The sequence below is a fragment of the Flavobacteriaceae bacterium GSB9 genome (genome assembly GCA_022749295.1).
In the GTDB taxonomy this organism is placed as follows: domain Bacteria; phylum Bacteroidota; class Bacteroidia; order Flavobacteriales; family Flavobacteriaceae; genus Flavisericum.
In genome coordinates, this window is the sequence record CP062007.1 from 1,850,361 (window position 1) to 1,876,426 (window position 26,066).

At 36.2% G+C, this 26,066-nt stretch carries 23 protein-coding genes; 13 read left to right on the plus strand and 10 right to left on the minus strand.

What is annotated here, in order from left to right:
* Positions 1–19 precede the first annotated feature (19 nt).
* From lgt to GSB9_01614, 5 genes are all read left to right on the plus strand, one after another.
* Positions 20–943, plus strand: a complete 924-nt coding sequence (lgt, locus tag GSB9_01610) for a prolipoprotein diacylglyceryl transferase (protein ID UKM65048.1) — start codon at positions 20–22, stop codon at positions 941–943.
* A gap of 1 nt (position 944) precedes the next feature.
* Positions 945–1,421 (plus strand): DUF192 domain-containing protein, encoded by a 477-nt coding sequence (locus GSB9_01611; protein UKM65049.1) that lies wholly within the window; start codon positions 945–947, stop codon positions 1,419–1,421.
* Between the two features lie 122 nt (positions 1,422–1,543).
* A complete protein-coding gene (locus tag GSB9_01612) occupies positions 1,544–2,308 on the plus strand; it encodes a hypothetical protein (protein UKM65050.2) in 765 nt (254 codons plus the stop codon).
* Between the two features lie 133 nt (positions 2,309–2,441).
* Positions 2,442–2,981, plus strand: coding sequence for a lipocalin-like domain-containing protein (locus GSB9_01613; protein UKM65051.1), 540 nt, complete (start codon positions 2,442–2,444; stop codon positions 2,979–2,981).
* An 81-nt stretch (positions 2,982–3,062) separates the two neighbouring features.
* Positions 3,063–3,533 carry a hypothetical protein gene (locus GSB9_01614; GenBank protein UKM65052.1) on the plus strand — a complete coding sequence of 157 codons (471 nt, stop codon included), beginning with the start codon at positions 3,063–3,065 and terminating at the stop codon, positions 3,531–3,533.
* Positions 3,534–3,576: 43 nt separating this feature from the next.
* Here GSB9_01614 and GSB9_01615 read toward each other — a convergent pair whose 3' ends face one another.
* From GSB9_01615 to GSB9_01618, 4 genes are all read right to left on the minus strand, one after another.
* Positions 3,577–4,176 (minus strand): MCP four helix bundle domain-containing protein, encoded by a 600-nt coding sequence (locus tag GSB9_01615; GenBank protein ID UKM65053.1) that lies wholly within the window; start codon positions 4,174–4,176, stop codon positions 3,577–3,579.
* Between the two features lie 68 nt (positions 4,177–4,244).
* A complete protein-coding gene (locus GSB9_01616; GenBank protein ID UKM65054.1) occupies positions 4,245–6,617 on the minus strand; it encodes a TonB-dependent receptor in 2,373 nt (790 codons plus the stop codon).
* Between the two features lie 325 nt (positions 6,618–6,942).
* Positions 6,943–9,942, minus strand: coding sequence for a protein translocase subunit SecDF (gene secDF / locus GSB9_01617; protein ID UKM65055.1), 3,000 nt, complete (start codon positions 9,940–9,942; stop codon positions 6,943–6,945).
* 166 nt (positions 9,943–10,108) lie between these two features.
* Positions 10,109–10,732: a hypothetical protein gene (locus GSB9_01618; protein ID UKM65056.1), complete on the minus strand. Its 624-nt coding sequence runs from the start codon at positions 10,730–10,732 to the stop codon at positions 10,109–10,111.
* 177 nt (positions 10,733–10,909) lie between these two features.
* Here GSB9_01618 and GSB9_01619 point away from each other — a divergent pair, with 177 nt between their 5' ends.
* Both GSB9_01619 and GSB9_01620 read left to right on the plus strand, forming a co-directional pair.
* On the plus strand, positions 10,910–11,110 hold the full coding sequence (locus tag GSB9_01619; protein ID UKM65057.1) for a hypothetical protein: 201 nt from the start codon (positions 10,910–10,912) through the stop codon (positions 11,108–11,110).
* A gap of 10 nt (positions 11,111–11,120) precedes the next feature.
* Positions 11,121–11,744, plus strand: a complete 624-nt coding sequence (locus tag GSB9_01620; GenBank protein UKM65058.1) for a hypothetical protein — start codon at positions 11,121–11,123, stop codon at positions 11,742–11,744.
* A 128-nt stretch (positions 11,745–11,872) separates the two neighbouring features.
* Here GSB9_01620 and GSB9_01621 read toward each other — a convergent pair whose 3' ends face one another.
* From GSB9_01621 to GSB9_01625, 5 genes are all read right to left on the minus strand, one after another.
* Positions 11,873–12,799, minus strand: coding sequence for a malate dehydrogenase (locus tag GSB9_01621; GenBank protein ID UKM65059.1), 927 nt, complete (start codon positions 12,797–12,799; stop codon positions 11,873–11,875).
* 208 nt (positions 12,800–13,007) lie between these two features.
* Positions 13,008–14,054: a hypothetical protein gene (locus tag GSB9_01622; protein UKM65060.1), complete on the minus strand. Its 1,047-nt coding sequence runs from the start codon at positions 14,052–14,054 to the stop codon at positions 13,008–13,010.
* Positions 14,055–14,144: 90 nt separating this feature from the next.
* Positions 14,145–16,613, minus strand: a complete 2,469-nt coding sequence (locus tag GSB9_01623) for a TonB-dependent receptor (GenBank protein UKM65061.2) — start codon at positions 16,611–16,613, stop codon at positions 14,145–14,147.
* Positions 16,614–16,677: 64 nt separating this feature from the next.
* The gene (locus GSB9_01624) at positions 16,678–17,592 is read right to left on the minus strand and encodes a FecR family protein (protein ID UKM65062.1); all 915 of its coding nucleotides are present in this window, start codon (positions 17,590–17,592) and stop codon (positions 16,678–16,680) included.
* A gap of 55 nt (positions 17,593–17,647) precedes the next feature.
* Complete coding sequence (locus GSB9_01625) at positions 17,648–18,157, minus strand: sigma-70 family RNA polymerase sigma factor (GenBank protein UKM65063.1); 510 nt, start codon at positions 18,155–18,157, stop codon at positions 17,648–17,650.
* Positions 18,158–18,462: 305 nt separating this feature from the next.
* Here GSB9_01625 and GSB9_01626 point away from each other — a divergent pair, with 305 nt between their 5' ends.
* The 4 genes from GSB9_01626 (at position 18,463) to GSB9_01629 (ending at position 21,800) form a co-directional block, all read left to right on the plus strand.
* On the plus strand, positions 18,463–19,521 hold the full coding sequence (locus GSB9_01626; protein UKM65064.1) for a hypothetical protein: 1,059 nt from the start codon (positions 18,463–18,465) through the stop codon (positions 19,519–19,521).
* A 93-nt stretch (positions 19,522–19,614) separates the two neighbouring features.
* The gene (locus tag GSB9_01627) at positions 19,615–20,391 is read left to right on the plus strand and encodes a membrane metalloprotease (GenBank protein ID UKM65065.1); all 777 of its coding nucleotides are present in this window, start codon (positions 19,615–19,617) and stop codon (positions 20,389–20,391) included.
* Between the two features lie 29 nt (positions 20,392–20,420).
* On the plus strand, positions 20,421–21,011 hold the full coding sequence (locus GSB9_01628) for a PorT family protein (GenBank protein ID UKM65066.1): 591 nt from the start codon (positions 20,421–20,423) through the stop codon (positions 21,009–21,011).
* 288 nt (positions 21,012–21,299) lie between these two features.
* Positions 21,300–21,800 (plus strand): hypothetical protein, encoded by a 501-nt coding sequence (locus tag GSB9_01629; protein ID UKM65067.1) that lies wholly within the window; start codon positions 21,300–21,302, stop codon positions 21,798–21,800.
* A 70-nt stretch (positions 21,801–21,870) separates the two neighbouring features.
* Here the strand turns inward: GSB9_01629 and gyrB are convergent, their stop codons facing one another.
* Entirely contained in the window at positions 21,871–23,820 is a 1,950-nt protein-coding gene (gene gyrB / locus GSB9_01630) for a DNA topoisomerase (ATP-hydrolyzing) subunit B (GenBank protein UKM65068.1), read from the minus strand.
* Positions 23,821–24,246: 426 nt separating this feature from the next.
* On the opposite strand from gyrB, the gene GSB9_01631 reads away from it, so the two are divergent.
* Both GSB9_01631 and GSB9_01632 read left to right on the plus strand, forming a co-directional pair.
* A complete protein-coding gene (locus GSB9_01631) occupies positions 24,247–25,509 on the plus strand; it encodes a porin (GenBank protein UKM65069.1) in 1,263 nt (420 codons plus the stop codon).
* Positions 25,510–25,800: 291 nt separating this feature from the next.
* The gene (locus GSB9_01632) at positions 25,801–26,064 is read left to right on the plus strand and encodes a hypothetical protein (GenBank protein UKM65070.1); all 264 of its coding nucleotides are present in this window, start codon (positions 25,801–25,803) and stop codon (positions 26,062–26,064) included.
* The last annotated feature ends 2 nt before the right edge of the window (positions 26,065–26,066 follow it).

A 26,066-nucleotide genomic window follows, 5' to 3' on the forward strand; every position in this document is an offset into this window, starting at 1 on the left:
ACGGTGTAAAATAAGACATATGCAACTTTTAAAATTCGATTGGAACCCCATAACGGGCATTGACATTGCCGGAAATTTTAAACTTCACTTTTATAGCCTAATGTGGGTGATTGCCTTTATTCTTGGTTGGTATATCATGAAACGCATCTTTACCAAAGAAAAAGTGTCTTTAGATTATCTAGACCCGCTTTTTATTTACACCGTTTTGGCCACGATGTTAGGTGCCAGATTAGGGCATGTATTGTTTTATCAATCAGAATTAATTACTAAAGATTTTTTTAGCATATTCCTGCCGTTTAAATTTGAAGGCGGGTTTGAGTTTACCGGGTTTCAAGGGTTAGCTAGCCACGGTGCTGCCATAGGCATTATTATTGGTATGTATCTGTACCGACGAAAATACAAGTACAAATCGCTCCTTTGGATTTTAGATCGCGTAGTGATTTCTGTGGCTTCAGGTGCTATTTTTATAAGGATTGGGAATTTTATCAATTCAGAGATTATAGGCAAAGAATCTGGCGATTTCCCTCTAGGCGTTCGGTTTATCCAAGATTTCTACAATAAATACGATGCTATGCGCATGGCAGGCACCAAAAATGTACAAAAAGCCTATGATGCGATTGCAGCAAACCCAGAACTTGTGGAGCAAGTGCCCTACCGCCATCCTGCACAGCTATACGAATCGTTTTGCTATATTTTTGTATTCTTAATTTTATGGTATTTCTATTCTAAAACCGAAAAAAAGAACCAAACCGGCTTTTTGTTTGGGCTGTTTTTAATTCTCCTTTGGACCATTCGCTTTTTTGTGGAGTTTGTAAAAGAGCCCCAAGGCGACGAGTACATCAATTGGTTTGGACTCAATACCGGGCAATGGCTAAGTATCCCATTCATCCTAATAGGCCTTTATTTTATGTTTATTTACAAGCCCAAAACCAAAGTAAAATAACATGGTTTTAAAACGCTTGCTATTACTGGTTTCAGTTGGTTTTTTAATCGTTTTATCGGGGTGTAAAAACGAAAAGAAAACCATCAAACAAACCGAAGTAGCCTTTAAAAAAGAAGGTGAGCTCATCATTTATAAGGCCGAAGACTCAACAACAGTAACTTTAGATATTGAAATTGCCGATACTGAGTTTGACCGCGAAACCGGACTTATGTACCGCAACAGCATGAAAAACACACAGGGTATGCTATTTGTCTTTGACGACGAACGCCCAAGGTATTTTTATATGAAAAATACCCAAATACCGCTTGATCTAGTTTATGTTGGCGCTGATAAAAAAATTGTGAGCTTCCAAAAAAACGCCAAACCTTATGACGAGTCGTCGTTACCCTCTAATGAACCTGCGCAGTATGTTTTAGAAGTCAATGCAGGGCTTGCCGACACTTGGCATCTAAAGATTGGAGACAGTTTAGGGTTTTAAGATTATCTTTCTTGGTTTTGTAAAAATTTTCGCTATATTGGTTGGGTTCAATTATAAGATCGGAATAAATATAATGTAGATAAACGCAATTGCGCTTATCCAATTGTTTTGTACAATTAGATATGAACCAAATAGCAAAAAATCTTTTAAGTGTATATAATGACCCTCGCTTTAATGAGGAAAAAGATAATTTGGTTGTAATTTTTGAAAAAGTTTTTGACCTATTTATCTCGGAACACTATGACGACGAATACAACACATTATTTTGTAGTATACATAACAACTTTCAAAAAGGACACAATTGTGTAGCTTGCAACTTAAATGATAGTAATCTTCGTATTGAGAATTTTTTGATTCAACATAGAAGCTTTAAGGATATAAACTTAACTTTCACAAGCTTTATACTATTATTATACTTACAGGTTGAATCGATATATGAATATTTTGATTTAATTCAACTCCAAGAATCGTACAAACTCAAACATTTTAAAATTTTTCAAGATGTGAAACGATGGGCTAATTTTCTAAAGCACCCTAAATCTTTTATGCTTGTTCATCATCCAAAATGGACTTTTGAAGGAAGAAAAATTAAAAATGAAGAAGATGACAATTTGGTTGCCGAAAAAATAAAGAGGTCAAATCCAACAATTGACACCGATTTTGTAAACGAATTTTATTCAGGAGACAGAAAAAACAGAGAGTTATATAAAAAGTTAAATAAAAAGGAAAAAGTTCTTATCTGTTTTCCTGACCCAATAAAATTAATAAAAGAATTTACTGAAGCTCAAAGAAAATTTGTTGATGTTATCTCTAACAATGAAATCATAAGAGATTTATTAGACAACAAAACTACAATAGAGAATCATTTCACTGAGAATGAGAACTAAAAAACTGTACACAACACCGGCTATAGTTCATTGCTTCTGACTTTCCTCTCGGAAAGTCCTCGCAAATTTGCTATCTTCGGTTTACGGCGGAACCATAGCCCAACTGTTATAGGTTATTTAAAAACTAAACGCAATGAAAGATTTTAAAACGATTTCATTTTTAATAATCTTATGTTTTACAAGTTGCAAACAACATAACTCTTCAATAAAAAATAATGAAGCGGATACAATTACTGCGAGCATAAATATGGAAAATCAACAATTTGTTGGTTCCTGGGAATTACTGGAATGGACTATCGAGTCAAAAGATGGAAAAAAAGAATTTCCTTTCGGAGCGGACGCAATAGGGCAAATAAATTATGAAAGCAATGGAAATATGTCAGTAATGATTATGAAAAACAATAGGCCTCAATTTCTTTCAGAGGACCCCCTTCAAGGCCAATCAGATGAAGTTGTTGTTGCTTTTAATGGATTTATTGCTTACTCAGGAAATTATGAAGTGAATCTTAATTCGAAACAAGTAGTCCATCAAATTAAAATAAGTTCGTTCCCGAATTGGGTTGGCCAAAATCAAATAAGAAAATTTGAATTCAACGAAGATAAAATGACCTTAAGTACTGATTTTATTGGCTCAAACAAACATAAATTGGTATGGAGAAAAATTGACTTCTAATTAAAAACCTATAAAATTGTATAAATTGCATTAAAACGCATTTTATACTTACCGTTAAAAATTAAAAACCAAACAACAAGCATGAAAAAACTGAAAGTTTTTATCGGATTTTTAATTGGATTTGTGATTTTCTCCTGTTCATCTGAAAGCAATGATCAATCACAACAATTAGCCAAAGAAGAATTACTTGTTCAGGGAAGCCCTTGGACTTTTGAACATTATAAAATGATTAACTTGATTGATGCCGGAAACTCTACGATGACTCAGCAAGAAATAGAAACAAAAACCAATCTAGATGTTTCAGGAAATCAAATAAGCTTCTCTCAAAATGGGACGGGTTTTACTTCAATAAACGGGAATACCGAATCGATTTGGGAATGGGAAATTATAAAGCAAAACCAACTAAAAATAATTTTCTGTGAAGACGAGTTTGAAATATATGACAATCTTACTGTTAGTTCAAACGAATTAATGATAGTATATGAAGCGGCAACTTACGATCCAGATGCAGAATACGAAGTATTGCACAACGGAAAGTACTTTTATAATTAAAAAAAGTTATACAGTTACTTGTTAATGTATTGCTACTACATAATCATTCACTTCGTTTTGGCTTATACATCACAATAATTTGGATAACAATAGCCAGAAAAACCAAAATATAAATTTCAATTTGGGTAAATAATTCTACGGTATCGAGCGCTCTTTTGGTGATAGACATTTGGCGCTTACCCTCTGTAATTTGGATATCAGAGAGTACTTGTAAATTTCCATTTATTTCAGCAACACGTTTCGTAACTCTATTTTTATCAGTAAAACTGGAATTTACAAAAGACGCCTCCTCTTCCTTTAAAGCTTTAAAATTTTCTTTTAAAGTATCAAACACATCACCTTCCTCAAGCGTAAGTTTGGTGGTCTCAAAAGTGCTAATCAATCCTTGAATCGCTTGGTTCACTTTTGCATTTTGACCTTTATAAAACACGCTATCGGGCAGCACTAAAGCCAGTTCTTTTTCCTGTACGGCCTGCGACATTTCAAAAATTAGGTCCTTGGCTATTAATCGGTCTTCATAAATGGTTTCTACCGATTCTTTTACTCTAACAAAATTGTTTCTGTCTATTAAATTGGTGGCCACAATTAAAACGAAAACCATCAGAATACCCAAAACCCATTTAATTTTATTATAAAACGTCATAACAATACTTTTTTTTTATAATTAGTTACAAAGATAGCGACTTGTAAAATAATGTTTTACCAAAGGAATCAATGCCGTCTTCCTCCACTATACTCCATGGCTTCACCCTTTCCAAAACCGTAGCTAAAGCCAAGACTCACAAAACGCCCACGAGTGCTTTTTGAAAAATTTGTAAAACTGCTTTGAGTTGTAAAACTCTCGAAATATCGCGTCGCGAACACATCACGAACACCAAAGCTAAAAACGCCTTTTCCATCAAAAATTTTCTTTCTTAAGCCGATATCTAAAAAAGCTATATCACTATTATTACCCTGCACCGTTTTATATTCCGATTGATAATTTCCGGTGGCTTCAAAATCTATACTGGCAGGCAACTTGAATTTTGCCATAAGTTTAGAACTCCATTGGTCGCCTTTAAAATCGAATACCTGAGATTCAAAAGTACCTTCCCGATTAAAACTGTTATAGTTAAAATCTACATTAAAAGTTAACCAATTAACAGGCGAGTATTTGGTATTAAACTCGATACCTAGCGTGCTATTGGTTCCTATATTTTCGGGCCTGGTGGTATTTACATTGTTTTCGGCTGTTGTGATGCGCTCAATCATATCGGTAGTATAACGATGGTATACCCCAAAGTTTAAAGAAGTTTCCCCAACATCTAAAATAGTGGTTAGCTCGTAGGAATCGGTAAATTCTGGTATCAGCTCTGGGTTTCCTTGGCGGATACTGAAACTATTCCTGATATTGAAAAACGGATTTAAATCCCACAGACGCGGCCTATAAATACGTTTGGAATAACCTGCTTGCAAAGATAAGACTTCAGAAAATTTATAAGACGTATGCACGCTGGGAAACAAGTTTGTATAATTTTGGTCGTTACGTTCATCTGTATTTTCTAAAAGTGTTTTTAAATCGGTTTGTTCTAAACGTAAACCGCCTTTTACCCCCCACTTTTCACCTTCGTAGGCAGCCGAAAAATAGGCGCCAAATACTTTTTGGTCGTAATTAAAAATATTGGTCAGCCCAGTATCGGTAACAAATTCACCGTTTATCCAATTTTCAACTTCGTAATCGTTGTTTACATCGGTCATAACATATTGCGCCCCTGTTTCAACACTCCATTGTTCTGAAAAAGGCTTCATATAGTCCAATTTAAAGGTAAAGTTATCTTCAGCAAAATCGGTACGCGTACGTTGCGAACCATCACGGTTTTCGCCGGAAACACTAACATCGTCAAACAACGAACTTAAGTCTTTAGCAAACGACCTTCCTGTTGCGCTAAACAACAAATCGTGGTCGTCGTGGTCATCAAAATCCTTTTTATAAACCAGCTCATATTGCCATTTAGGATTTGTGGCTTCGGTAGTTTCTGAGCGGTTCCATTCAGACACTAATACATTGTTTTCGTCGTAAAGCTGAAAATTAAAATTTGAAGGTTGGTCTTCCACTTCGTAGGCAAAATTCCCTGAAAGGGTTATTACGTTGTTGGGGTTTAAATAGTAGTCTGTACCTAAGGTAATGTTATAGAATTTTTCGTTTCTATAATCGGTTCCTGTGTTATAAAGTGTGGTATCGTTTTCTATATCGATATTGATGTTTTCGCTATCGCGCGGATAACTTCTGCGCCCCAAACCGAGTTGTGTAAAGAGATTAAATTTTTCAGACCGACGGTTTAAGCTCACCCCAACACTATGGTTATCGGGCACACCGGTATTTAAACTTACCGACCCATTCAAGCCTTTTCGTTCTTCTTTTTTTATGATGATATTGATAATACCCGACGTACCCTCAGCATCGTATTTAGCCGATGGATTTGTAATCACTTCGATGCTTTCAATCATATCGGCCGTTATACTTCCCAAGGCGCCTCCATCATCGGTTAAAATAGAAGGTTTACCGTTTATAAGCACTTGAACGCCCGAATTACCGCGAAGACTAATAACACCTTCAATGTTTACATTTACCGACGGTACATTGTTAAGCACCTCTAGGGCACTTGCACCCGTGCTGGCAATATCTTTACCAACGTTAAAAACCCGCTTATCGAGTTTAAATTCGGTGCGGGACACTTCGGCCTGTACAACAACCTCATCGAGTTGGGCCGCATCTTCGGCTAACGTTATCGTGCCTAAATTGATGGTATTATTATTAATTTGAAATTCTCGAAAACTCTTGGTTACAAAGCCTATAAAACTCACTTTAATATAAAAATTAGTGGCTTCAGTTTCTAAAACAAAATCACCAGTTTCTGTTGTAGTGGTTCCCGAAATAGGATTATCGGTTTCGTTATCGGCTATCATTACGGTAGCATAAGCCAAAGGTTGGCTTGTAGTTTGTTCGATTACCCTGCCCTTAATTTTGGTCTGTGCAGCACCTACTAAGCACCAAATGAACAGTATTCCAAACCACGTTATTTTATAATTCTTCTTTTGATTCATATAAAAAAATTAGCTTAAAGATCTTAAATTTATTTATTTATGAGGTATAACAAAAAGTTAATTTTAACAGTTGTTTTTATTTTTATTATGGTTGACCGTTTTGTGTCGTAATGTTATTTTTTTCTGTCATGATGAACTCGTTTCAGCATCCCATAACAACTTTAAATATTAATGTTTTATGGTGAGAACCTGAAATAAGTTTAGGTTGACATCGAACTTTATAATTGATTACGGACATTCAATTTTAATTCATCTATAGATAGACCATAAAAAAGCCCATCAACAAAAATTGATGGGCTTCATAAGAAGAAAGTTTTAGTTAGTTTTAGTTTTTTTTCTTCTTTTCTTCCAATCTGTTTACAGAATCGTACATAATTGGTGTTGCAATAAACAACGATGAATAGGTACCTACAATAACCCCTACTATCAATGCAAACATAAATCCTCTAATAGAATCGCCACCAAAAATAAAAATAGCCAAAAGCACTACAAGTGTGGTTAATGACGTATTTAATGTTCTACTTAATGTACTGCTTAATGACGAGTTAACAATGCGGTTAAACGGCCAACCTGTATGCTCGTTGAAGAACTCACGTATTCTATCGAACACCACCACGGTATCGTTCAACGAGTATCCAATTACCGTTAATATCGCCGCAATGAAGGCTTGGTTAATTTCCATATTAAACGGCATAAATTTATAGGTAATAGAGAATACACCCAAAACAATTAAAACATCGTGGAATACGGCAGCAACCGCACCCAATGAATATTGCCATTTTTTAAATCGGAATAAAATGTAAAGGAACACCACAATTAACGACCCCAAAATCGCCCAAATAGAAGCTTGTTTGATATCATCAGCAATGGTTGGCGTTACTTTATATGACTCCAATAAACCTACTTGCTTGTTTTCATCGTTTAAATCTATAAACTGCTCATACGAAACACCTTCTAAATAAGGTACTAAAGCATCGTACAAAGTTTTTCTAATTTCTTCATCAACAGAAGCTCCAGATTCATTTACTTTATATTTAGTGGTGATTTTTAACTGGTTGGCACTACCAAAAGTTTTGGCATCGGCACTGGCAAAAACATCAGGTTGCGATAGTAAGTCTGTTATTTCCTCAGCACTGATATCGTTTGCAAAACGTACTTGGTAGGTTCTACCACCTACAAAATCAACACCTTGATCTAATCCGTTGGTAAACAACGACCCTAAACTCAAAACAATAAGTGCTCCTGAAATGATATACGCTGTTTTACGTTTTTTCAAGAATTCAATATTGATATTTCTGAATAAGTTTTTAGTAATACCCGTTGCGAAATCTAACTTTCCGCCTTTTTCAGCATACCAGTCAATTAATAATCTGGTGATAAAAATAGCTGTAAATAGAGAAGTTAAGATACCTATAAGTAAAGTAGTAGCGAATCCTTTAATAGGACCAGTACCAAAAACAAATAGAATTAATGCTGTTAAGCCTGTGGTGATGTTGGCATCTAAAATAGAAGACAAGGCATTACCAAAACCATCTTTAATAGATTCTAACTGTCCTTTGCCTTTGGCCAATTCTTCTCGAATACGCTCGAAAATAAGTACGTTCGCATCAACCGACATACCAATGGTAAGCACAATACCGGCGATACCTGGCAGTGTTAAAACAGCTCCCAATCCAGATAGCACACCAAAAATCAACAAAATGTTTAATAACATGGCTATATCGGCGAAAATACCTGCTTTCCCGTAGTAGAAAATCATCCATAACAATACTAAAGCCAATGCAATTAAGAAAGATGTCATACCGCTATCGATAGCCTCTTGCCCCAGGGATGGCCCAACTACTTCACTTTGAATAATATCTGCAGATGCTGGTAATTTACCTGCACGTAGTACGTTTGCTAAATCGATGGCTTCATTTAAACTAAAATCGCCAGAAATTGACGAACGCCCTCCGGCAATTGCTCCGCTAGTAACACCAGGAGCAGAGTACACAATATTATCTAAAACAATGGCAATTTGGCTTCCTTGTTGGTATGCGTTACCCGTCATTTCTTCCCAAATCTTAGCACCTTTAGAATTCATTTGCATAGAAACCTCAGGCTTACCTGTTGGGCCAAATTCATTTGTAGCATCGGTAACTACAGCACCACTTAACGGTGGAATATTTTCGCGGTTACCTACTAATCCGTATAGGTCAACCAATTCGCTATTTTTTTCTGGCTTACCAAAAACAAATTTAGTATAGCGCATTTCTGCAGGAAGTAAAGATCTAACTTCTGGGCGGTTTAAGTAATCAAGGACTTTCTGTTTATCCTTAATTTCAAACTTGGCGATAATTGGCCCGCCTTGGTACCCCACACCTTTAATTAATTTTCCTAGCGGGTTATTATTGTTATCTACTGCGGTTGAGTCCGTTTCACTATCACCCAATAAATCGTCAATTTGTGAATCTTGAGCATCTTCTTCATCTTGGCTCTCAATGTCTCCACCTTGAACGTCTTCATCTTCAACAATATCCTTTAGTATTGCATCGGCTTGAGCTATAAACTGATAAAACTGCTCGCCTTTATAAGCATCCCAAAACTCTAGTTGTGCGGTACTCTGTAGTAAAGATTTAGCTCTTTCTACATCTTTAACACCTGGCAATTCTACTAAAATACGACCTGACGCTCCTAAACGCTGAATGTTTGGTGAAGTTACACCAAACTCGTCGATACGCTTACGCAATACTTCAAACGCTGAAACGATAGACTCATCGATTTTAGTTTCAATGATACTTTTAACCTCATCATCGCTCATATTACCGTCTATTTCACCATCCAAAGCTTTGGTATAGAAAATATCTGGAGACGCTAATTTGGTATCGCCTTTTATCTTATCGAAGGCGATGAAGAAATCTTGTAAATACGTATTCTGACTGTTTTTTTGAAGCTCTGAAGCATCCTCTAAGGCTTTATTAAAAACAGGGTCGCTGGTATGGTTTGCCAACCCTTTCAAAATATCTTTTACAGATACCTGAAGAATTACGTTAATACCACCTTTTAAATCAAGACCAAGGTTCATGGCCTTTTGTTTCACTTCGTTGTATGTGAATTTTGCGATTCCTATATTGTAAACCGTATCAGTAGCGATAGACTGCAGGTAATCAGCCTCCTCTTGGCTACGCTTAGCACGGTAATCATCTTCGGTTTCTGGAACGTTGTTGATGGCTATTTCTTCGGCCTCACTTTCAACAGAATTGGCTTTGAAGGTAAACGACAGCTGATAAAGGCTGACTAAACCAAACAAAATCGCAAATAATTTTACTAATCCTTTGTTTTGCATTGTTATGTTATTTAATGTCAATATTCTTATCCCAAAATTGGGCGGGCAAATATATCATTTACCCAAAAACTTGACAATTTTTATTTTTTTTGAAATTTTAGATACGCAACGGTTGTTGCTTTAGGTTTTTGTCGCTTTTAGAAGTATAAGGGAAATAAAAAATCCCTTATGAAAGCCGTGGGCCAGCACGGCCTTCAGGTATTTTATATGGAGTATCCTTTATAGAAAGAACTATATTTCTTTGAATGGCATAAGCCAATTCTGGAAGTGCATTTTCTTCTTTTGAATCGATTTGATTACAACAAATATGAAAGTTAGGCTCTAAAAAGCGGTCACTCTTGGTCTCGAACTGTAGTACGATATTACCCTTTAAACTGCGCCCATGGTTGTCACCCTTTTGAATTTCAAAGACATCAAAATTGTAATAGACGCCATCTTTATCTTTTGAAGGAGCAGGTGAATGTTCGGAATTAGAATCCGATAAAAATTCTAGTGCTAAAAAGGAACCTTCAGTAAGCGTTTTCTTTATGCTCGTTGCCTCAGATTGGCTGTAATAAGCAATGTTTACCTGTCCATTCTCTGCGGTATTGACCTTAATGTTTTTGGCTCCTAAATCCTGCAATTGCCTTTTTAAAACATCTATAGTGACTTTCGCATATTGTGAAGACAGATCCACTTCGGTAAAGCGCAACACAATTTCCTGGTTTGGCAAAACCACTTGTTGTTGGCTCACCACCCCAAATAATGTAAGGCTGAAAATTAAAATGCTAATGCACCATCTTGCAATCATGCGCCAAATATAAATAAATAATTATCAATTCATACCTTTTGCCTAACAAACAAAGCACAAGCAAAACTTGCCTAACATCCAACAGACCAATTATTACGTATATTACAACACTAAACAATGTGCGCTTTCAAATAAATTGGAACCGTTCAAATAATTAACCTATTTAAAGTACTATTTATGAAACAATTACTCATTTTATTTTTCGGGGTGTTATTTTTGGTATCATGCACCGATAACAAAAAGAAAGAGCAGGAGAAAATTGAAAAAGCCATTCAAAAAATAGATTCATTAGAAACTGTTGTTAAAAATGGCATTGAAAGTTTAGAAAAAACAACCACCGAAGTTGAAGAACAATTAAAAAAACTAGATACCATTTAATATTATAAATATGAAACGCATAAAATTATTAATATCGGCCATTGCAATTTTTGCCTTTGTGAGTTCACAAACTATAGAAGCCCAAGGAAAAGGACAGGAAAAAAAGCAAGAAAAAACAGAGCAAAACTCTCAAGCTAATGCTCAAGAGCTAAAGAAAAAAGGCAAACAAAAAGCCCAAGAGATGAAAGAGCACCATAAAGAAATGTCCCAAGAGAAAAAAGCTCAAGGAAAACAAGAAGCAAAAGAAATGGTTCGGGAACCAAAAAATGAAATAGAAAAAGCTAACAAAGGAAATGCTTACGGAAAGAATAAAGGCGACTTAAGCGGCAATCAATTTGGACAATACCGATCGGACCAAGCTACAAACAAAGTAAAGGAAAAAGAAGATAAAATTACTGCAAGTGAAGAAGTTCTGAAGAATGGTCGCGATAAGGTAAAAAAAGCAAAAGAGCGCTTAGAAGAGGCTAAAAAGAACGATGATATTGAAGACGAAGAAGCTACAAATCAAGAAGAAGCCATAGAAAAGGCTCATGAAAAACTTAATGAGTTGGAAGAAAAAATAAAAACCCAAAAAGAGAAAATAAAAAAAGAAAAAGAAGAATTAAAAAAAGTCATCTTTACTGACGAGGAATAATTCAATAGGCACGGTCGGCCTTTTAAATGACCAATTCAACAAGATTTTGGGTAGATCTTGTAACAAAAAAAGAGCCTTCAAGTCTGAAGGCTCTTTTTATTTGACACTATCTCATAAAGTGTGATGAATTACACATCCAATAAACCATTGGTTTTTCTAACACCTTCGGCACTAGCTTTCATATGATTTTTTTCAGCATCACTTAATGGAATATCAACTATTTTTTCAATACCATTTTTACCTAATACAACAGGCACACCAATACAGATATTATCCAAACCATACTCACCCTCTAAGAATGTAGAGCATGGGAATATTTTCTTTTGGTCGCAAGCAATGGCTTGTACCAGTCCACTTACTGCAGCACCTGGCGCATACCAAGCCGAAGTACCCAATAATTTTGTTAAGGTGGCTCCTCCTACTTTGGTATCGGCAGCAACTTGCTCTAAACGCTCTTCACTTAAAAATTCAGAAACTTTAATACTGTTTCTTGTGGCGTGAGATGTTAATGGTACCATTCCGGTATCGCTGTGACCACCAATAACCATACCGTCAACATCGCTAATAGGCGCACCTAAAGCTTCAGCTAAGCGGTATTTAAAACGAGCAGAATCTAAAGCTCCACCCATTCCAATAATTTTATTTTTTGGCATATCGAGCGACTTGTGCGCTAAGTATGTCATGGTGTCCATTGGGTTACTCACCACGATAAGAATCATATTTGGAGAGTGTTCAAGTAAACTTGTAGCTACAGATTTTACGATTCCGGCATTAATCCCAATCAATTCCTCACGAGTCATTCCCGGTTTACGCGGAATACCAGAAGTAATAACACAAATATCGCTATTTGCGGTTTTACTGTAATCGTTCGTTACACCGGTAATTTTTGTGTCGAATCCGTTTAAAGAAGCACATTGCATTAAATCCATAGCCTTTCCTTCTGCATAGCCTTCTTTAATATCAAGCAATACAACCTCTGAGGCAAAATTTTTAATAGCAATATACTCTGCACAACTGGCACCAACTGCTCCTGCGCCTACAACTGTTACTTTCATTTTTACTTATTTTTAGTTACTTGTTAAATTAATTGTCAATTCGTCAAATATCCAGCTTAAACACCAAATATTTCATGATTTAAATCATGCGAAATTACGAATTAAAACGGTCTTAATAAAAAAGTGCGGGACAAATTCCCGCACTTTTAAACAAAAATTAAATATAACTAACTAAAACTAAATAAATTCTTTTTTTACTACGCTTTCATTACCTAAACCCAAAGTTTACACCTACTGAAAAGGCGTCAAACTCTGATAAGTGATATTCGGCATTAAGCCTAAAAAAGCCCAGCTTTAACTTTAAGCCTGCTGTACCTCTAAATGAAGATACTTCACTAGATACAGAAAAAGGGTCTGTGATTGTTTCAGAAGAAAATGGCCCTGTAGAGACTACATAATTACCTAATAAATCAGACTCCGATTTTCCACTAATCATTCCTAAACCACCATAAAAGTTTATGACCTTCATTTTAGTGGAAGCGATAAGCTGAAACAACCAAGTATTGGTATCGCTCTCTAACCGTTGGTTATCTCCGTTTATCCCTGAAGACTCAGTTAAATCATATTCTCCACCTAAATGCGCATAAGCCACAAGCCCAGAAATGGCAACAGGCATATACTTATCGGCAGGCAACCATTTGGTCATTTCAAACTGCAAACCAGCACCATACATGCTCAACGACACTTCGTCGGTTTCTATTTTTGGTAAAAAACGGGCTTTTATTTCAATGCCTTTACTCAACCCTAAGGCACCTTGAATATAGGCTGTTGGCAATAAATTACCACTTGACTCCCCTATACCGCTTGGCAATGTAATTCTTTCCTCTCCATTTCTATCTTCACCAGGCAACAACGGATCGTCATATCTAACAATAATATCTATATTAGGATTATTTTCTCCTAAGGCACTTGCGACCAACTTGCTTGTAGCCCCATCTGCAAATTCAATATCGTAATCTTGCCCCATACTATTGTAGTCTGCAATGTTCATCGAAAACGATTTGTGCTCATCTTTGAAAATAGAGGCGTTAGCAATTACAGAAATTTCAAAACCGCCCAAAGGCTTGGCGTCTGCGGTATTAAACCAACTAGCATTCATACTATGCATCAATCCGTTGGTTGCTGGCGCTAAGTAATCATTCGCAAAACGCTCTGCATTATCTACACCTGCTATTAATAAAGCATCAATATCACTTTGAGCTTTGGATAGGAATACCGTTAGGGTTAACAATATAAATAAGGTTACTCTTTTCATTATTAATGATTTGGTTATACAAACATAGAAAAAAAATTACAAAAAACAACGTTTAATCGGAAATAAATGCTTTTAATCGATTTTCATTTTTTAAAAATGTACTCTAAAACTAAGATTTGGTGTTAGCCCAATGGACTTGTTATCGATTAAAATTACGGCTTCAGTATTGTTTGGATCCACTTCATAATAGCGGTTTATGCTATTTTTTTTGTCCAACACATTAATAACCCCTGCCCGCAGCGTTGCAAGAATCGTATTAGACATATTAAAATTGTAATTAACCGAAGTATCCAACCTAAAGAAACCATCTAAGTTTTCATTATTGGGCGCATCATAATTCACTAACACCCTATTACCATCCATCACGGTTTCTTTTCCCGCAACAGGTTTAGTATACGGCCTTCCCGTTCGATAAATACCTCCAAAAGAAAACTCAAGTTGCTCGAAAACATTGTAATTGAACGCTAACGATAAAGAGTGCCGAATATCAACGTTATTAGGAAAAACAGAAGGCGTAACGTTTTTAAACTCATAATCGTTTACACAATAAGTATAACTAAGCCATGTACTATAGGATTTTGCGGTTTTGTTAATTAAAAATTCAATACCGCGAGCCGTGTAGTTTCCCGAGGTATTAATATATTTAAAATTATTGTAAAACCCTTGGTTTGATGCGGTTACACCTTGAACCTGTTTATAAAAGCCCTCAACATCAATAACCAAATTGTTGCGATTAAACGTCACTCCGAAAGATACTTGTTTACTTTCTGAAATTGGGATGCTTTTTTCATTGGCTAAAATCCAGCGACGATTTTCAACACCTAAAAAATCGTCTTGAAAATCGATAATCTGTGTAGCCGATTGGTTTTTAAATTCACCCTGTAGCTTTACAGCAAACCGACTACTGAGTCTTTGACGAACATTTAATCGCGGCTCTAAAATAAACTTTCGGAATTTTTGAAAATAATTACCTCGCACACCAATTCGTAAGTAGGTTTTGTCTTTGCGGTACTCCATTTCTGAAAACAAGGCATGGTTTAGCAATACATCCTTTTTAGTTTTTTCGTAAGAAGGTGCACTAACAGTGGTCTGGTTTAAAATGCCAATTTCACTGAATTCATAACCATTAAAAAGATCCAAATAATCACTCAATTTTAAATCTGTTTTAAACTTAAGCCCCGTTTCCAGCACCTCATTAGCTTGGGTTAATCGTTGATCTGTTTCAATTCTATAATCGGTAGCATCCACATTATACTTTGAATAAAAAGCACTCAAATATGTGGTAAAAGATGGCCCCCAATGCGCCGACCAACTGGAACCAAAACCAAGATTTTGTTGCTCCAAATTACTGGTTTTAGAATCGATTTCACCGTTATTATCGGTATAGCTTTCTTCATAATCCAAATTATTAGTTATACCTATAACATTAGCCCTAAACTTATGGTCATTGTTTATATCATAAAGTAGTTTTGTGGTATAATCGTAAAAGTAAAAATTTGAAGATCTATTATTTTCTTCAATGTTATCGCTATTGGTGGTAAGCTCACTATCTTGAAAGCTACGCTCGAAATAATTGCTGTAAGTAGGGGTACTGAACATATCTGTAAACGACCTTCGACCTGAAATATGGATACTCAATTTTTTGGAAATCGGAATTTCGAAATTGGTATCGGCGTGAATTAAATTAGCTCCAATACCACCCGAAAATTCACGGCTAACATCATTCTTCGTAGTCATATTAATAGTACTGGAAACCCCATTACTAAACTCGGCCGGTGTTCCGTTTTTTGTTACAATCACTTTGTTGGTCAAATAGGGGTTATAGGCTGAAATGAGGCCGAAAAAGTGCCCCGAATGGTACATTTTTATGCCATCCCAAAGCATAAGGTTTTGATCGTTGGTGCCACCACGAACATTAATGTTTGATACACTTTCGTTAACACTTTCCACTCCAGGAAGCGCTTGAATGGATTGCAAAACATCGGGCTCGGTCAGACCCGGCAATACACCAAATTGTTCAGTGTTTAATACTGTACTTCCATCAATACGCTTCTGTAGTCCAGTAGTTAAAAATTTTGAAATTATAATTTGGTTCAGCGCTTCGCTCTTTTCCTTCAAAAAAATGGGTTTACAATTTTCATTGAGTTTCATTAAGTTTTCAGCAGGAAAAACAACAGACTCGTAACCCAAAAAGGACACCACTACCTGTGCTTCTATAGCTACATCGGATAGCTGAAAACCTCCCTCAACATTAGCAATAATACCTTTGGACTTGTCTTCAATAACTACTGACGCCCCCATTAACGGCAAACTATCTTTAGCAGAAAGCACCGAACCACAAATCGTGATTTTTTTATCGATTGTTGACACAGTAATGTAACGGTCATTCAAAATATTGAAATTCAAAATGGTGGAAAGGTTAAGATACTGAATAACCTCTTCAATGCTTTTAGTCGTTTCTGGTGCATTGACCATCACATTTCTTACATCGCTTTCGGTATAGGAGAACTTGACATCAAACCGAGATTCTAATATTGGAAAAAGCTGCAGTAAGGACACTTTTGATTGCCTTTGAAAACCAAAAGTCAAACTCGTGCAGACTAAAAATAAAACGAATAAGTGCTTACTTTGACGCATAGTTGTATAACTCGACTTGCTTCCCATTTATCTTGTAGCTCAACTTTAAAGGAACGGTTACAGATTGCAGTGCTATATTTTTATCGTTATGGGTAAAAGTTCCCGTGTAGGGTTTTGAAACATCTACATTTGAGGCATCAATTTTAAAATCGTATTGCGCTTCCAGTTCATCAATTACTTGCCATAGCGGTACGTTAACAAAACTTGATTCTTGTGCTAGCCAAGAAGGTTTATTTGCTTTAAAATCTGAGACGACTACCATATCACCTTTAACCAGCCTAAAGGATTTTCCCGGTTTTAAAACAGTTTCTCTTTTTCCTGATTTTACTTTTACGGAACCTTCATAACACATCACTTCAAAATAATTTTTACGCTCCTTGACATTAAATTGTGTCCCTAAAACCTGAACACTCCCAGCATTGGTTTTTACGATAAAGGTTTTTCCTTTGGTAACTTTAAAGTAAGCCTCTCCATGTAAACCTAAAATTCGGTTATTTTTCCATTCTTTTTTATCAAAAGATAGTTTAGATTGTGCATTTAAGACCACCTCAGAATCGTCTGGAAGTCTCAAGGTTTCAGTCTGAGCTATTGTTGTTTCGTAGGTTTTGGCATTATTAAAAAACAAAAAATAACTGGACGTTAAAAGCACCACCAAAACAGCGGCCACTTTCAAAACCATTTTGAAATTTAACGGAATAACTTTTGAATCGTCTTTTTTATGATTTCTGTTTTTAAAGGCCTGCAAAGCTTGCTGGGCATCAACCGTTGGAACTTCAAATTGCTTGGAATAAAAACCCACTTTTTCTAGTGTCGAAAAATCGTCATTGGGGTAACGTTTTTTTATTTCCTCAGCCGAAATCTCGCCGTTAAACCATTTTAATATGTCGCTTTCTTTATTCATATCCACACTACTTTCTAAAAATAAGACACCTTAATATTGTTTTACCCTACCTTAATTAGATGTTTTCTATGTGTTTGCGTAAAATTTTTAACGCACCAGACATCCGCTTTTCAACAGCTTTTTGCGAAACACCAAGCATTTCGGCTATTTCACGGTATTTTTTTCCTTCTATTCTATTTAACAAAAAAACTTCGCGCTGTGCCACAGAAAGCAATGCGATGGCTTGCTGCAATTTCTTTTTAAACTCCTCTTCCTCTAAAAGGTATTCGGGACTTTGGTTATTTTCATCAACATACGGTGAAGCCTTAGCGTATTCCATGACCACTTTTTGGTGCTTCACCTTGTTTAAAAATAGATTATTGACAGTAGTAAACAAATATGTTTTAGCTTTAGTAAAATCTATTTTAGAACAGTTTTCCCAAATTTTTGAGAACGCATCCTGTACCAAGTCCAAGGCATTGTCTTTATCGCCACATTTATAAAAGGCAAAATTACTGGCATGCTGAACATGCTCTAAATAAAATTCGTTAAAGTAAGCTTCATCGCAAAGATTAGGTTTCTGCATACTTGTGTTTTAGTTTAGGGTCTTAATATTTGTTTACACAAAAGTAGGGTAAATTTATTTTGCGTTCTTATAAGGCTCTAAGTAAATACCATACAGACCCATGAAACCAAACACGATAATTAAAAACAGTAAAAATTATTTTAATCATAACCTTAATCACATCTTGTTTATTGGCTGTTTACTTAAATTTTAAATTATTTTTTAAAACTTGGGTAGGGTAAATTTTAAAACGATTGTCTTAAATACAGAAAGCGAAAAAATCGCTATGAAAAAGAAAAAATAATTAAACCCTAAAAATTGAAATCATGAAAAATTTAAAATTTTTAACCGCAATCTTATTAACCGCAATTTTTGGTTTTACTTCATGCCAAGATGAAATTGACAACGAAAACGGCCAAAACCCAAACACCAATTCGGCTACATCTCCAACAGCAAACAATCTGGAGCGCTCATCAATGTACGACGGTAGTGTTGATGATTTCATCGATGGCATGTCTTGCTCTTCTATAGTTTTTCCCTACACCGCTACTATTAATGGAACCGAAATAACACTTGTTAACGAGCTAGATTATAGCTTAGTATTAAATATACTTGGCGAAATTATTAACGACGAAGACGTTATAAGCTTTCAGTTTCCATTAACGGTTAAGCTAAGTAATTATACCGAAGTTCAGGTAGCCAACCAAACAGAGTTTGATGCACTCATGGCGGCTTGCGAAGAAGCCGAAAACAATACCGAGGACGCTATTAACTGTTTGGATATCGATTTTCCGATTACCATTTTAACATACAGTTTAAACCTTGAGCAAACTGGTAGTGTAGTCGTTAATTCTGAGCAAGAACTTTATACCTACATGAACAACTTTAACAACGACGAACTGTTTGCTGTAAACTACCCAATTACGGCGAGTTTAAACGGACAAACCAATAGTGTGGTTGAAATTAGCAGCGACATGGATTTGCAAAACAAAATAGATGAATGTTTAACCAACGATAATCTAAAAGATGATGCTGAAAGTAACGCAGAAAACCTTGAAACTATTTTAGTTGAAGGGGCTTTTAAAGTACAATCGTTAGTCTCTTCTGGAATAGATAAAACCAATGAATTTGCAGAATTCACTATCGATTTTGCTAACGACCTAAATTGTACCGCCACAAATATTGTAAATAGTACCATTAGCGATGTTGAAGGCACTTATGAAGTAGCTTCTGAAATGCATGTGTTTATAAGTTTCCATTTTACTGGAAGCACCACTTTCGAACTACTAAACAGCACATGGAAAGTAACGAGTTATTCTGAAAACTCAATCGAATTGCAAAGCACAACAAATGCAGCCTTAACTTTAGTTTTAACCCAAATATAAACTAGATTTGCATTTGCTACGTATGTTATGATGATACAGCCGCCCGAAAAAGGCGGCTGTTTTTAAAAATTAAAATCTACTGAATCAAAATAAATGAAAATTAAAATTTCAATATGCCTAGTTGTTCTTTTTAGTTTTTTTCAAAGCTGTACTAAAGACCAAAATTCAGAAGACAATAAAGACACGATAAGAGTCAATGCGAACAAACAGGCAACGGGCAGCTCTTCAAACGATTTATTGTCCGGCAATGTTTTTTCCAAAATGGAAATTCAGATAGCTTATGTTGAAGGTTTCGAACCAACACAAGCCGCCATAAACAATTTTGTATTGTTTTTAGAGTCCAAAATCAATAAGCCTGATGGTATTTCAATTGAAAAAATAAAAATACCATCACCGGCGAAAGACAAGTTAAGTATTGAGGAAATTGCTGATATTGAAAACACTTACCGCACCAAGTATAACAACGAAAAAACCATAGCTATTTGGGCGCTTTTTGTTGACGGTGAATCGGATAAAAATGATGACAACACCGTGATTTTAGGCTCGGCCTACTGGAACACATCTTTCGTTATTTACCAAAAAACTATCCATGAATTTAGCAATAGCCCTATTGAACCTAACCGAAGTACACTAGAAACTACCGTTATCAATCACGAACTTGGTCACATTTTAGGTCTAACCAATTTAGGCGCTCCACTACAAAGCGACCATGAAGATAGCGCACACCCTAAACATTGTAACAATAGCAATTGCCTTATGTACTGGGAAACCGAATCGGGTGCTAGCATTGGCAAAATGGTCAACTCGGGCTCAGTACCTCAACTTGGCCCCGAATGTATTGCCGATTTAAAGGCTAACGGCGGAAAATAATATTTACAAACCCCTAAACTTTATAAATTATGAAAACCTATTTTTTATCAATTTTAGCCATTTTTACTATTTCAATAAGTACCATGGCACAAGAAAGCAATAATAGCACATCAAATGCTGGATTAAAATTTGGATACAATTTAGCAGCCGTTAGTTTTGATGGTGATACCGATACAGGCCAACGTCATGGGTTTCACGTTGGGTTTTACGGAGAATCGTTCGTTACTGAAGCAGCAGCTCTTCAAATTGAATTATTATATTCTCAACAAGGTTATGAGCTAGAGGACGGTAGCGGCACCTTTACCCAAAAACTAGATTACATCAACCTACCTTTGTCTTTAAAAATTTATCCGGTCAATACCTTCTACTTAGAGGCCGGACCGCAAATAGGCTTAGCCATTTCCCATAAAGAAGAATTTGATAGCAACTTCGGGCTTTTCGATACTTCACAGGAATTTGAACCCAACAACTTCGATTGGGGTTTTAATTTTGGTGGTGGTTTCAAAACCGAATCTGGTATTTCTTTAGGCGTTCGCTACCATTTAGGCATGGGCGATATTTATGACGAAGGTAGTCCGCAAAACAGGATCTGGCAATTCTCTCTTGGATTTGACTTCTAAAACAGAGAACTAAAAAATATGGGATTCGAAGGTTGGTTTACAATAAATAAACCAACCTTTTTTATTGTATTTTTCTTAATCATTCACTTTTTAGACATGACCTATTGCTTTTTGTCATACCGAACTCAATTCAGAACCTCATATAACCTGAAAATCATTTTTTTATTATGGGACTCTGAAACAGTTTCAGAGTGACAAATCTATATTTGATTACTATTCAATATTTTATTAAATAAGCCATACTGAACTCACTTAGGTAGGGTAAAATGACTTTTGGTTGTCTTAACAATGAAAGCCGATACTGGCAGAAGTAATAACCCAAAAAAACTAAAAGTCATGAACCTATTAAAATCAACTTTGTTCGTTTTAGCTATTGCCTTTTCTTTTTCTATGCAAGCCCAGAAACAAAAATCAACAACTGAGGTGAAAATGGACAAAGAAACCTATTACCAAAAACGAGCTGAAGAAGATGCTAAATTCGAACAACAATTTAAAGCTGAAAACAAAGCTGAAGAAAAAAGCTTTTGGAAAGAACAAAAAGCTTATGAAAAGAACTTAAAGAAAACTGACAAACAAGCTTATAAAGCGTACATCCAAGGGAAACGCGATGCTTACGCCGAGCATTACGAACACTGCAATCACCATTGTCACCACGGTGATTATTATTACAACTATGCTTCATATTACTATTACAGGCACAATAGTTACTATTCACGCCGCTCTCAACAACGAAGTTTAAATACTCGAGTAAATGTTAGCACACCAAGCGTTCGCTTAGGGATTTTTTAAGCATAGTGCAAAAAAAATAGGCTATCCAAAATGAAGGATAGCCTATTTTCATTACCATATTTTATGACCGCTAAGCATCAATATTCGCGTAAACGGCATTTTTCTCAATAAAATCTCGACGTGGTGGCACCTCATCGCCCATTAACATAGAGAAAATCCTATCGGCTTCGGTACCATTATCAATTTGCACCAAACGTAGCGTTCTAAAGTCTGGATTCATAGTGGTATCCCAAAGTTGCTCGGCGTTCATCTCACCTAAACCTTTGTAACGTTGAATACCTGCACTACCTCCCATTTCTTCAACAATAGCATCGCGCTCTTTATCACTCCAAGCGTACTGTTTTTTTGCACCCTTTTTAATCAAATATAGTGGTGGTGTAGCAATGTATATGTGCCCGTTTTCAATTAACTCCCTCATGTATCTAAAGAAGAACGTCAATATTAAAGTAGCAATATGGCTACCATCAATATCGGCATCACACATGATCACAATTTTGTGATAACGCAATTTTGAAAGGTTTAGGGCTTTACTATCTTCCTCCGTACCTATGGTTACACCTAGCGCTGTAAAAATATTTTTAATTTCTTCATTTTCAAAAACTTTATGCTGCATGGCTTTTTCAACGTTTAGGATTTTACCCCTTAACGGAAGAATGGCCTGAAAATTTCTATCTCGGCCTTGTTTTGCCGTTCCACCTGCCGAATCACCCTCTACTAAGAACACCTCGCATTTTGTTGGGTCTTGCTCAGAGCAGTCGGATAATTTTCCAGGCAAGCCGCCAATGCTCATGGCTGTTTTACGCTGTACCATTTCGCGGGCTTTCTGAGCGGCGTGACGCGCTTGAGCTGCTAAAATTACTTTTTGAACAATGGTTTTGGCATCATCAGGATGCTCTTCCAAATAGTCGGTAAGCATTTCAGAAACCGCTTGACTAACGGAAGCAGACACCTCTCTGTTGCCCAATTTGGTTTTGGTTTGCCCCTCAAACTGAGGCTCGGCAACTTTTACCGAAACAATAGCTGTTAAGCCTTCACGGAAATCATCACCCGAGATGTCAAATTTCAACTTATCTAGCATTCCAGATTCATCGGCATACTTCTTCAAAGTATGCGTTAAACCACGACGGAACCCAGACAAATGTGTACCTCCTTCATGTGTATTAATATTATTTACGTATGAATGTAAATTCTCAGCGTAAGAGGTATTATAAACCATGGCCACCTCTACAGGCACACCATTTTTTTCACCTTCAAAAGCAATCACATCTTGCATTAGAGGCTCTCTCGTCGCATCTAAATACTTAATAAATTCTTTTAAACCTTCTTCAGAATGAAATGTTTCCCCTTCAAAAGAACCATCTTCTTTTTTATGCCTTCTATCAACTATATGTACAGTAATACCTTTATTTAAAAAGGCCAACTCACGCATACGGCTAGCTAAAGTATCGTAACTGTACTCTAGCGTTTGCTGAAAGATAGTGGGATCTGGCTTAAAGGTAACGATAGTTCCTCGCTTATCGGTTTCACCAATAGATTTTACAGGGTATAACGGTTTTCCACGCTCATACTCCTGTTCCCAAATTTGTCCGTTACGATAAACCGTAGCTTTTAAATGCTCAGACAAAGCATTAACACAACTTACACCAACGCCGTGCAAACCACCAGAAACCTTATAGGAATCTTTATCAAATTTACCTCCAGCACCAATTTTGGTCATAACAACCTCCAGCGCCGAAACACCTTCTTTTTTATGTAAGTCTACCGGAATACCACGACCATCATCTTCTGTGGTAATAGAATTATCTTCATTAATGGTTACGGTAATATTGTTACAATGCCCGGCAAGTGCCTCATCAATGGAGTTATCGACAACCTCATATACCAAGTGGTGCAAACCGCGCACACCAACATCTCCAATGTACATGGATGGACGCATGCGCACATGTTCCATACCCTCGAGGGCCTGAATACTATCCGCCGAGTACCCCTCTTTGTTAAATTCTTCTTTTGCTTCGCTCATATTAGCTTTTATCTTAATTATAAGTTAGATGTTTTCACAAAAAAAGATGCCTCTAAGCATCCTTTTGAATACAAACAAATATACGAAATTTTCACCCCTTTTTAAAGTATTTCATCGACGTTGCTATAAAATTATCAACATTTGTTGATTACTTAAAAACACCTTAAAACGCCTAAAACGCACCTTAAAATGAATCTCGAGAGATTTCAACCCTCTTAATCCAAGCCAAAAAACGTTAAACCTCATAACGCGGCTTATTTGAAGTTGCGTTAAAGATAAATCCAACTAAAATCCGCCTTTAAAACGGCTAGTCTTTGCTATTTTTACTTTAACAGGAAAAAACAGAATTATTGCAACAAACATGATGTATATCACTTTTTAGTACAATAGTTCAACTTAATTTTGCAATGCATTAATGAACCAAACATGAAACTTAAAAAAAGAGCCTTTATTTTTTTGTTAGCGATAGTGCTAATTTTACCGGCATTAGCCGTTGGTCAAAACGAAAAATTCAAACCGACTTTTAAATGGAATCTTACATCACAGTTTTGGTTTAGGTATTCCGATTTAAACGAAGGCTCCATCATTCACGGCGAACCCACCTCAGAATTTTTAGATATTTCAATCAGGAGACTACGCATTCCTATATCAGCTCAAATCTCGCCTAAAGTTTACGCCTACGCTATCTTTGGCGGCAACAACTACAACTTTAAGGGGGATGATTTCCCTATTGAAGTCTTAGACTTATATGTCGAATACGCCTTCGCAAAATATTTAGAAATTGGCATGGGCAAATCGGGTTGGCAAGGCTTAAACCGCTGGAACATTCGGTCCAGCAAAACCTTAATGGGTCTGGATTCCCCGCTTTTTACTTTAAATTCTGTCCAAATTAATGATGACGTTGGTCGTTTATTTGGAGTATGGGTTAAAGGTCAAGCTGGAAATTTTGATTACAGAATGGCTTTTAACCGCCCTTTTTATGTAAAAGCTATCCCAGATGGTGCTGTAAATTTTGCCAATAACAAACCCAGGGTGAAAACCTCGGCCTATGTAAAATACCAGTTCTTTGAGCACGAATCGAATAAATCTGCCTATCAAACCGGCACCTACATGCAAAAGAAAAAAGTACTTAATATCGGTACAGGGTTTCAGTTTCAGCCGGAAGCTATGAGCGATGGCGATGCCCGTCTCCCCGAAACGAACATTTATGATATCACACACTTTTCGGCCGATTCGTTTTTAAATCTACCTTTGGCCAACGGCAATGCCATAACCGCCTATTTAGGTTACTTTGATTACGATTTTGGTAAAGATTACATTAGAAATGTTGGTGCCAACAACCCCACAACAGGTGGCGGATCAGATTTTAATGGTTCGGGGGTAGCCTTCCCCATGATTGGTACAGGCACAACATGGTACGGACAATTCGGATACGCTTTTAAGGAAACTAAAATCTTTAACCACATGGCCATCATCCAACCCAATATTGCCATACAACATTCTAATTGGGATATTTTGAACGACAACATGACTGTTTACGACTTTACTGTTAACTTTTTTGTAAACGGCTCGCACGATGATAAAATTAGCTTGGGCTACCAACACCGCCCTATTTTCGACGCAGCTGCTTTACAACAAAAAGATTATAAGGGAATGGCCGTTTTACAGTATCAAGTTTCGTTCAAATAACTTGAACGATGAGCTTAAAAAAACAAAATCAATCACAAGCATCTTTACTTAAAAACCCTGTAAATAATAACATGGTTTTTTAAAAATTCAGCAATATCGAATAGGTTATCTATAAAAATAGTGCTTAGTACATTATTTCTACATATATTTGAGCCGCAAATCGATATGATGAACAATAATAACAATAATAATTTCAATAATCCTATTTTTTAGGGTTGGAAGGTTGTTGTTTAAAAAATATATAAAGCCTTCCGAATACGGAGGGCTTTTTTTAATCTAAAAAATTAAGACATGAGCAAAATTATGACAGTCGATGTATTGTCTAGTATTAAGGGAGCAAAGCCCAGTGAGGCCGTTAATAAGTTGTTTGAGGTGATTAAAAACGCCAATGCAACAAACGATGTTGCTTCTAACCTTCATAATAGCGTGTCGTTGGATGATTTAAGAGACGATGTGGTTATAAGTAGCCCAGATTCCGAAAAACAAATCATCATTGAAAATTTCCCTAAAGAAAAGAACGGCTTTTTAGTGGTTTCTAAAGTCATTGAAGAATAATT

Excerpts from the sequence above, each read along its gene's own strand:
- GSB9_01628 (UKM65066.1), top strand. The coding sequence starts at position 20,421 with ATGAAAACCTATTTTTTATCAATTTTAGCCATTTTTACTATTTCAATA.
- GSB9_01614 (UKM65052.1), top strand. The coding sequence starts at position 3,063 with ATGAAAAAACTGAAAGTTTTTATCGGATTTTTAATTGGATTTGTGATT.
- GSB9_01611 (UKM65049.1), top strand. The coding sequence starts at position 945 with ATGGTTTTAAAACGCTTGCTATTACTGGTTTCAGTTGGTTTTTTAATC.
- GSB9_01621 (UKM65059.1), bottom strand. The coding sequence starts at position 12,799 with ATGAAAGTAACAGTTGTAGGCGCAGGAGCAGTTGGTGCCAGTTGTGCA.
- GSB9_01613 (UKM65051.1), top strand. The coding sequence starts at position 2,442 with ATGAAAGATTTTAAAACGATTTCATTTTTAATAATCTTATGTTTTACA.
- GSB9_01632 (UKM65070.1), top strand. The coding sequence starts at position 25,801 with ATGAGCAAAATTATGACAGTCGATGTATTGTCTAGTATTAAGGGAGCA.
- secDF (UKM65055.1), bottom strand. The coding sequence starts at position 9,942 with ATGCAAAACAAAGGATTAGTAAAATTATTTGCGATTTTGTTTGGTTTA.
- GSB9_01622 (UKM65060.1), bottom strand. The coding sequence starts at position 14,054 with ATGAAAAGAGTAACCTTATTTATATTGTTAACCCTAACGGTATTCCTA.
- GSB9_01626 (UKM65064.1), top strand. The coding sequence starts at position 18,463 with ATGAAAAATTTAAAATTTTTAACCGCAATCTTATTAACCGCAATTTTT.
- GSB9_01629 (UKM65067.1), top strand. The coding sequence starts at position 21,300 with ATGAAAGCCGATACTGGCAGAAGTAATAACCCAAAAAAACTAAAAGTC.
- GSB9_01624 (UKM65062.1), bottom strand. The coding sequence starts at position 17,592 with ATGAATAAAGAAAGCGACATATTAAAATGGTTTAACGGCGAGATTTCG.
- GSB9_01616 (UKM65054.1), bottom strand. The coding sequence starts at position 6,617 with ATGAATCAAAAGAAGAATTATAAAATAACGTGGTTTGGAATACTGTTC.
- GSB9_01620 (UKM65058.1), top strand. The coding sequence starts at position 11,121 with ATGAAACGCATAAAATTATTAATATCGGCCATTGCAATTTTTGCCTTT.
- GSB9_01627 (UKM65065.1), top strand. The coding sequence starts at position 19,615 with ATGAAAATTAAAATTTCAATATGCCTAGTTGTTCTTTTTAGTTTTTTT.
- GSB9_01615 (UKM65053.1), bottom strand. The coding sequence starts at position 4,176 with ATGACGTTTTATAATAAAATTAAATGGGTTTTGGGTATTCTGATGGTT.
- lgt (UKM65048.1), top strand. The coding sequence starts at position 20 with ATGCAACTTTTAAAATTCGATTGGAACCCCATAACGGGCATTGACATT.
- GSB9_01631 (UKM65069.1), top strand. The coding sequence starts at position 24,247 with ATGAAACTTAAAAAAAGAGCCTTTATTTTTTTGTTAGCGATAGTGCTA.
- GSB9_01619 (UKM65057.1), top strand. The coding sequence starts at position 10,910 with ATGAAACAATTACTCATTTTATTTTTCGGGGTGTTATTTTTGGTATCA.
- GSB9_01625 (UKM65063.1), bottom strand. The coding sequence starts at position 18,157 with ATGCAGAAACCTAATCTTTGCGATGAAGCTTACTTTAACGAATTTTAT.
- GSB9_01612 (UKM65050.2), top strand. The coding sequence starts at position 1,544 with ATGAACCAAATAGCAAAAAATCTTTTAAGTGTATATAATGACCCTCGC.
- GSB9_01618 (UKM65056.1), bottom strand. The coding sequence starts at position 10,732 with ATGATTGCAAGATGGTGCATTAGCATTTTAATTTTCAGCCTTACATTA.
- gyrB (UKM65068.1), bottom strand. The coding sequence starts at position 23,820 with ATGAGCGAAGCAAAAGAAGAATTTAACAAAGAGGGGTACTCGGCGGAT.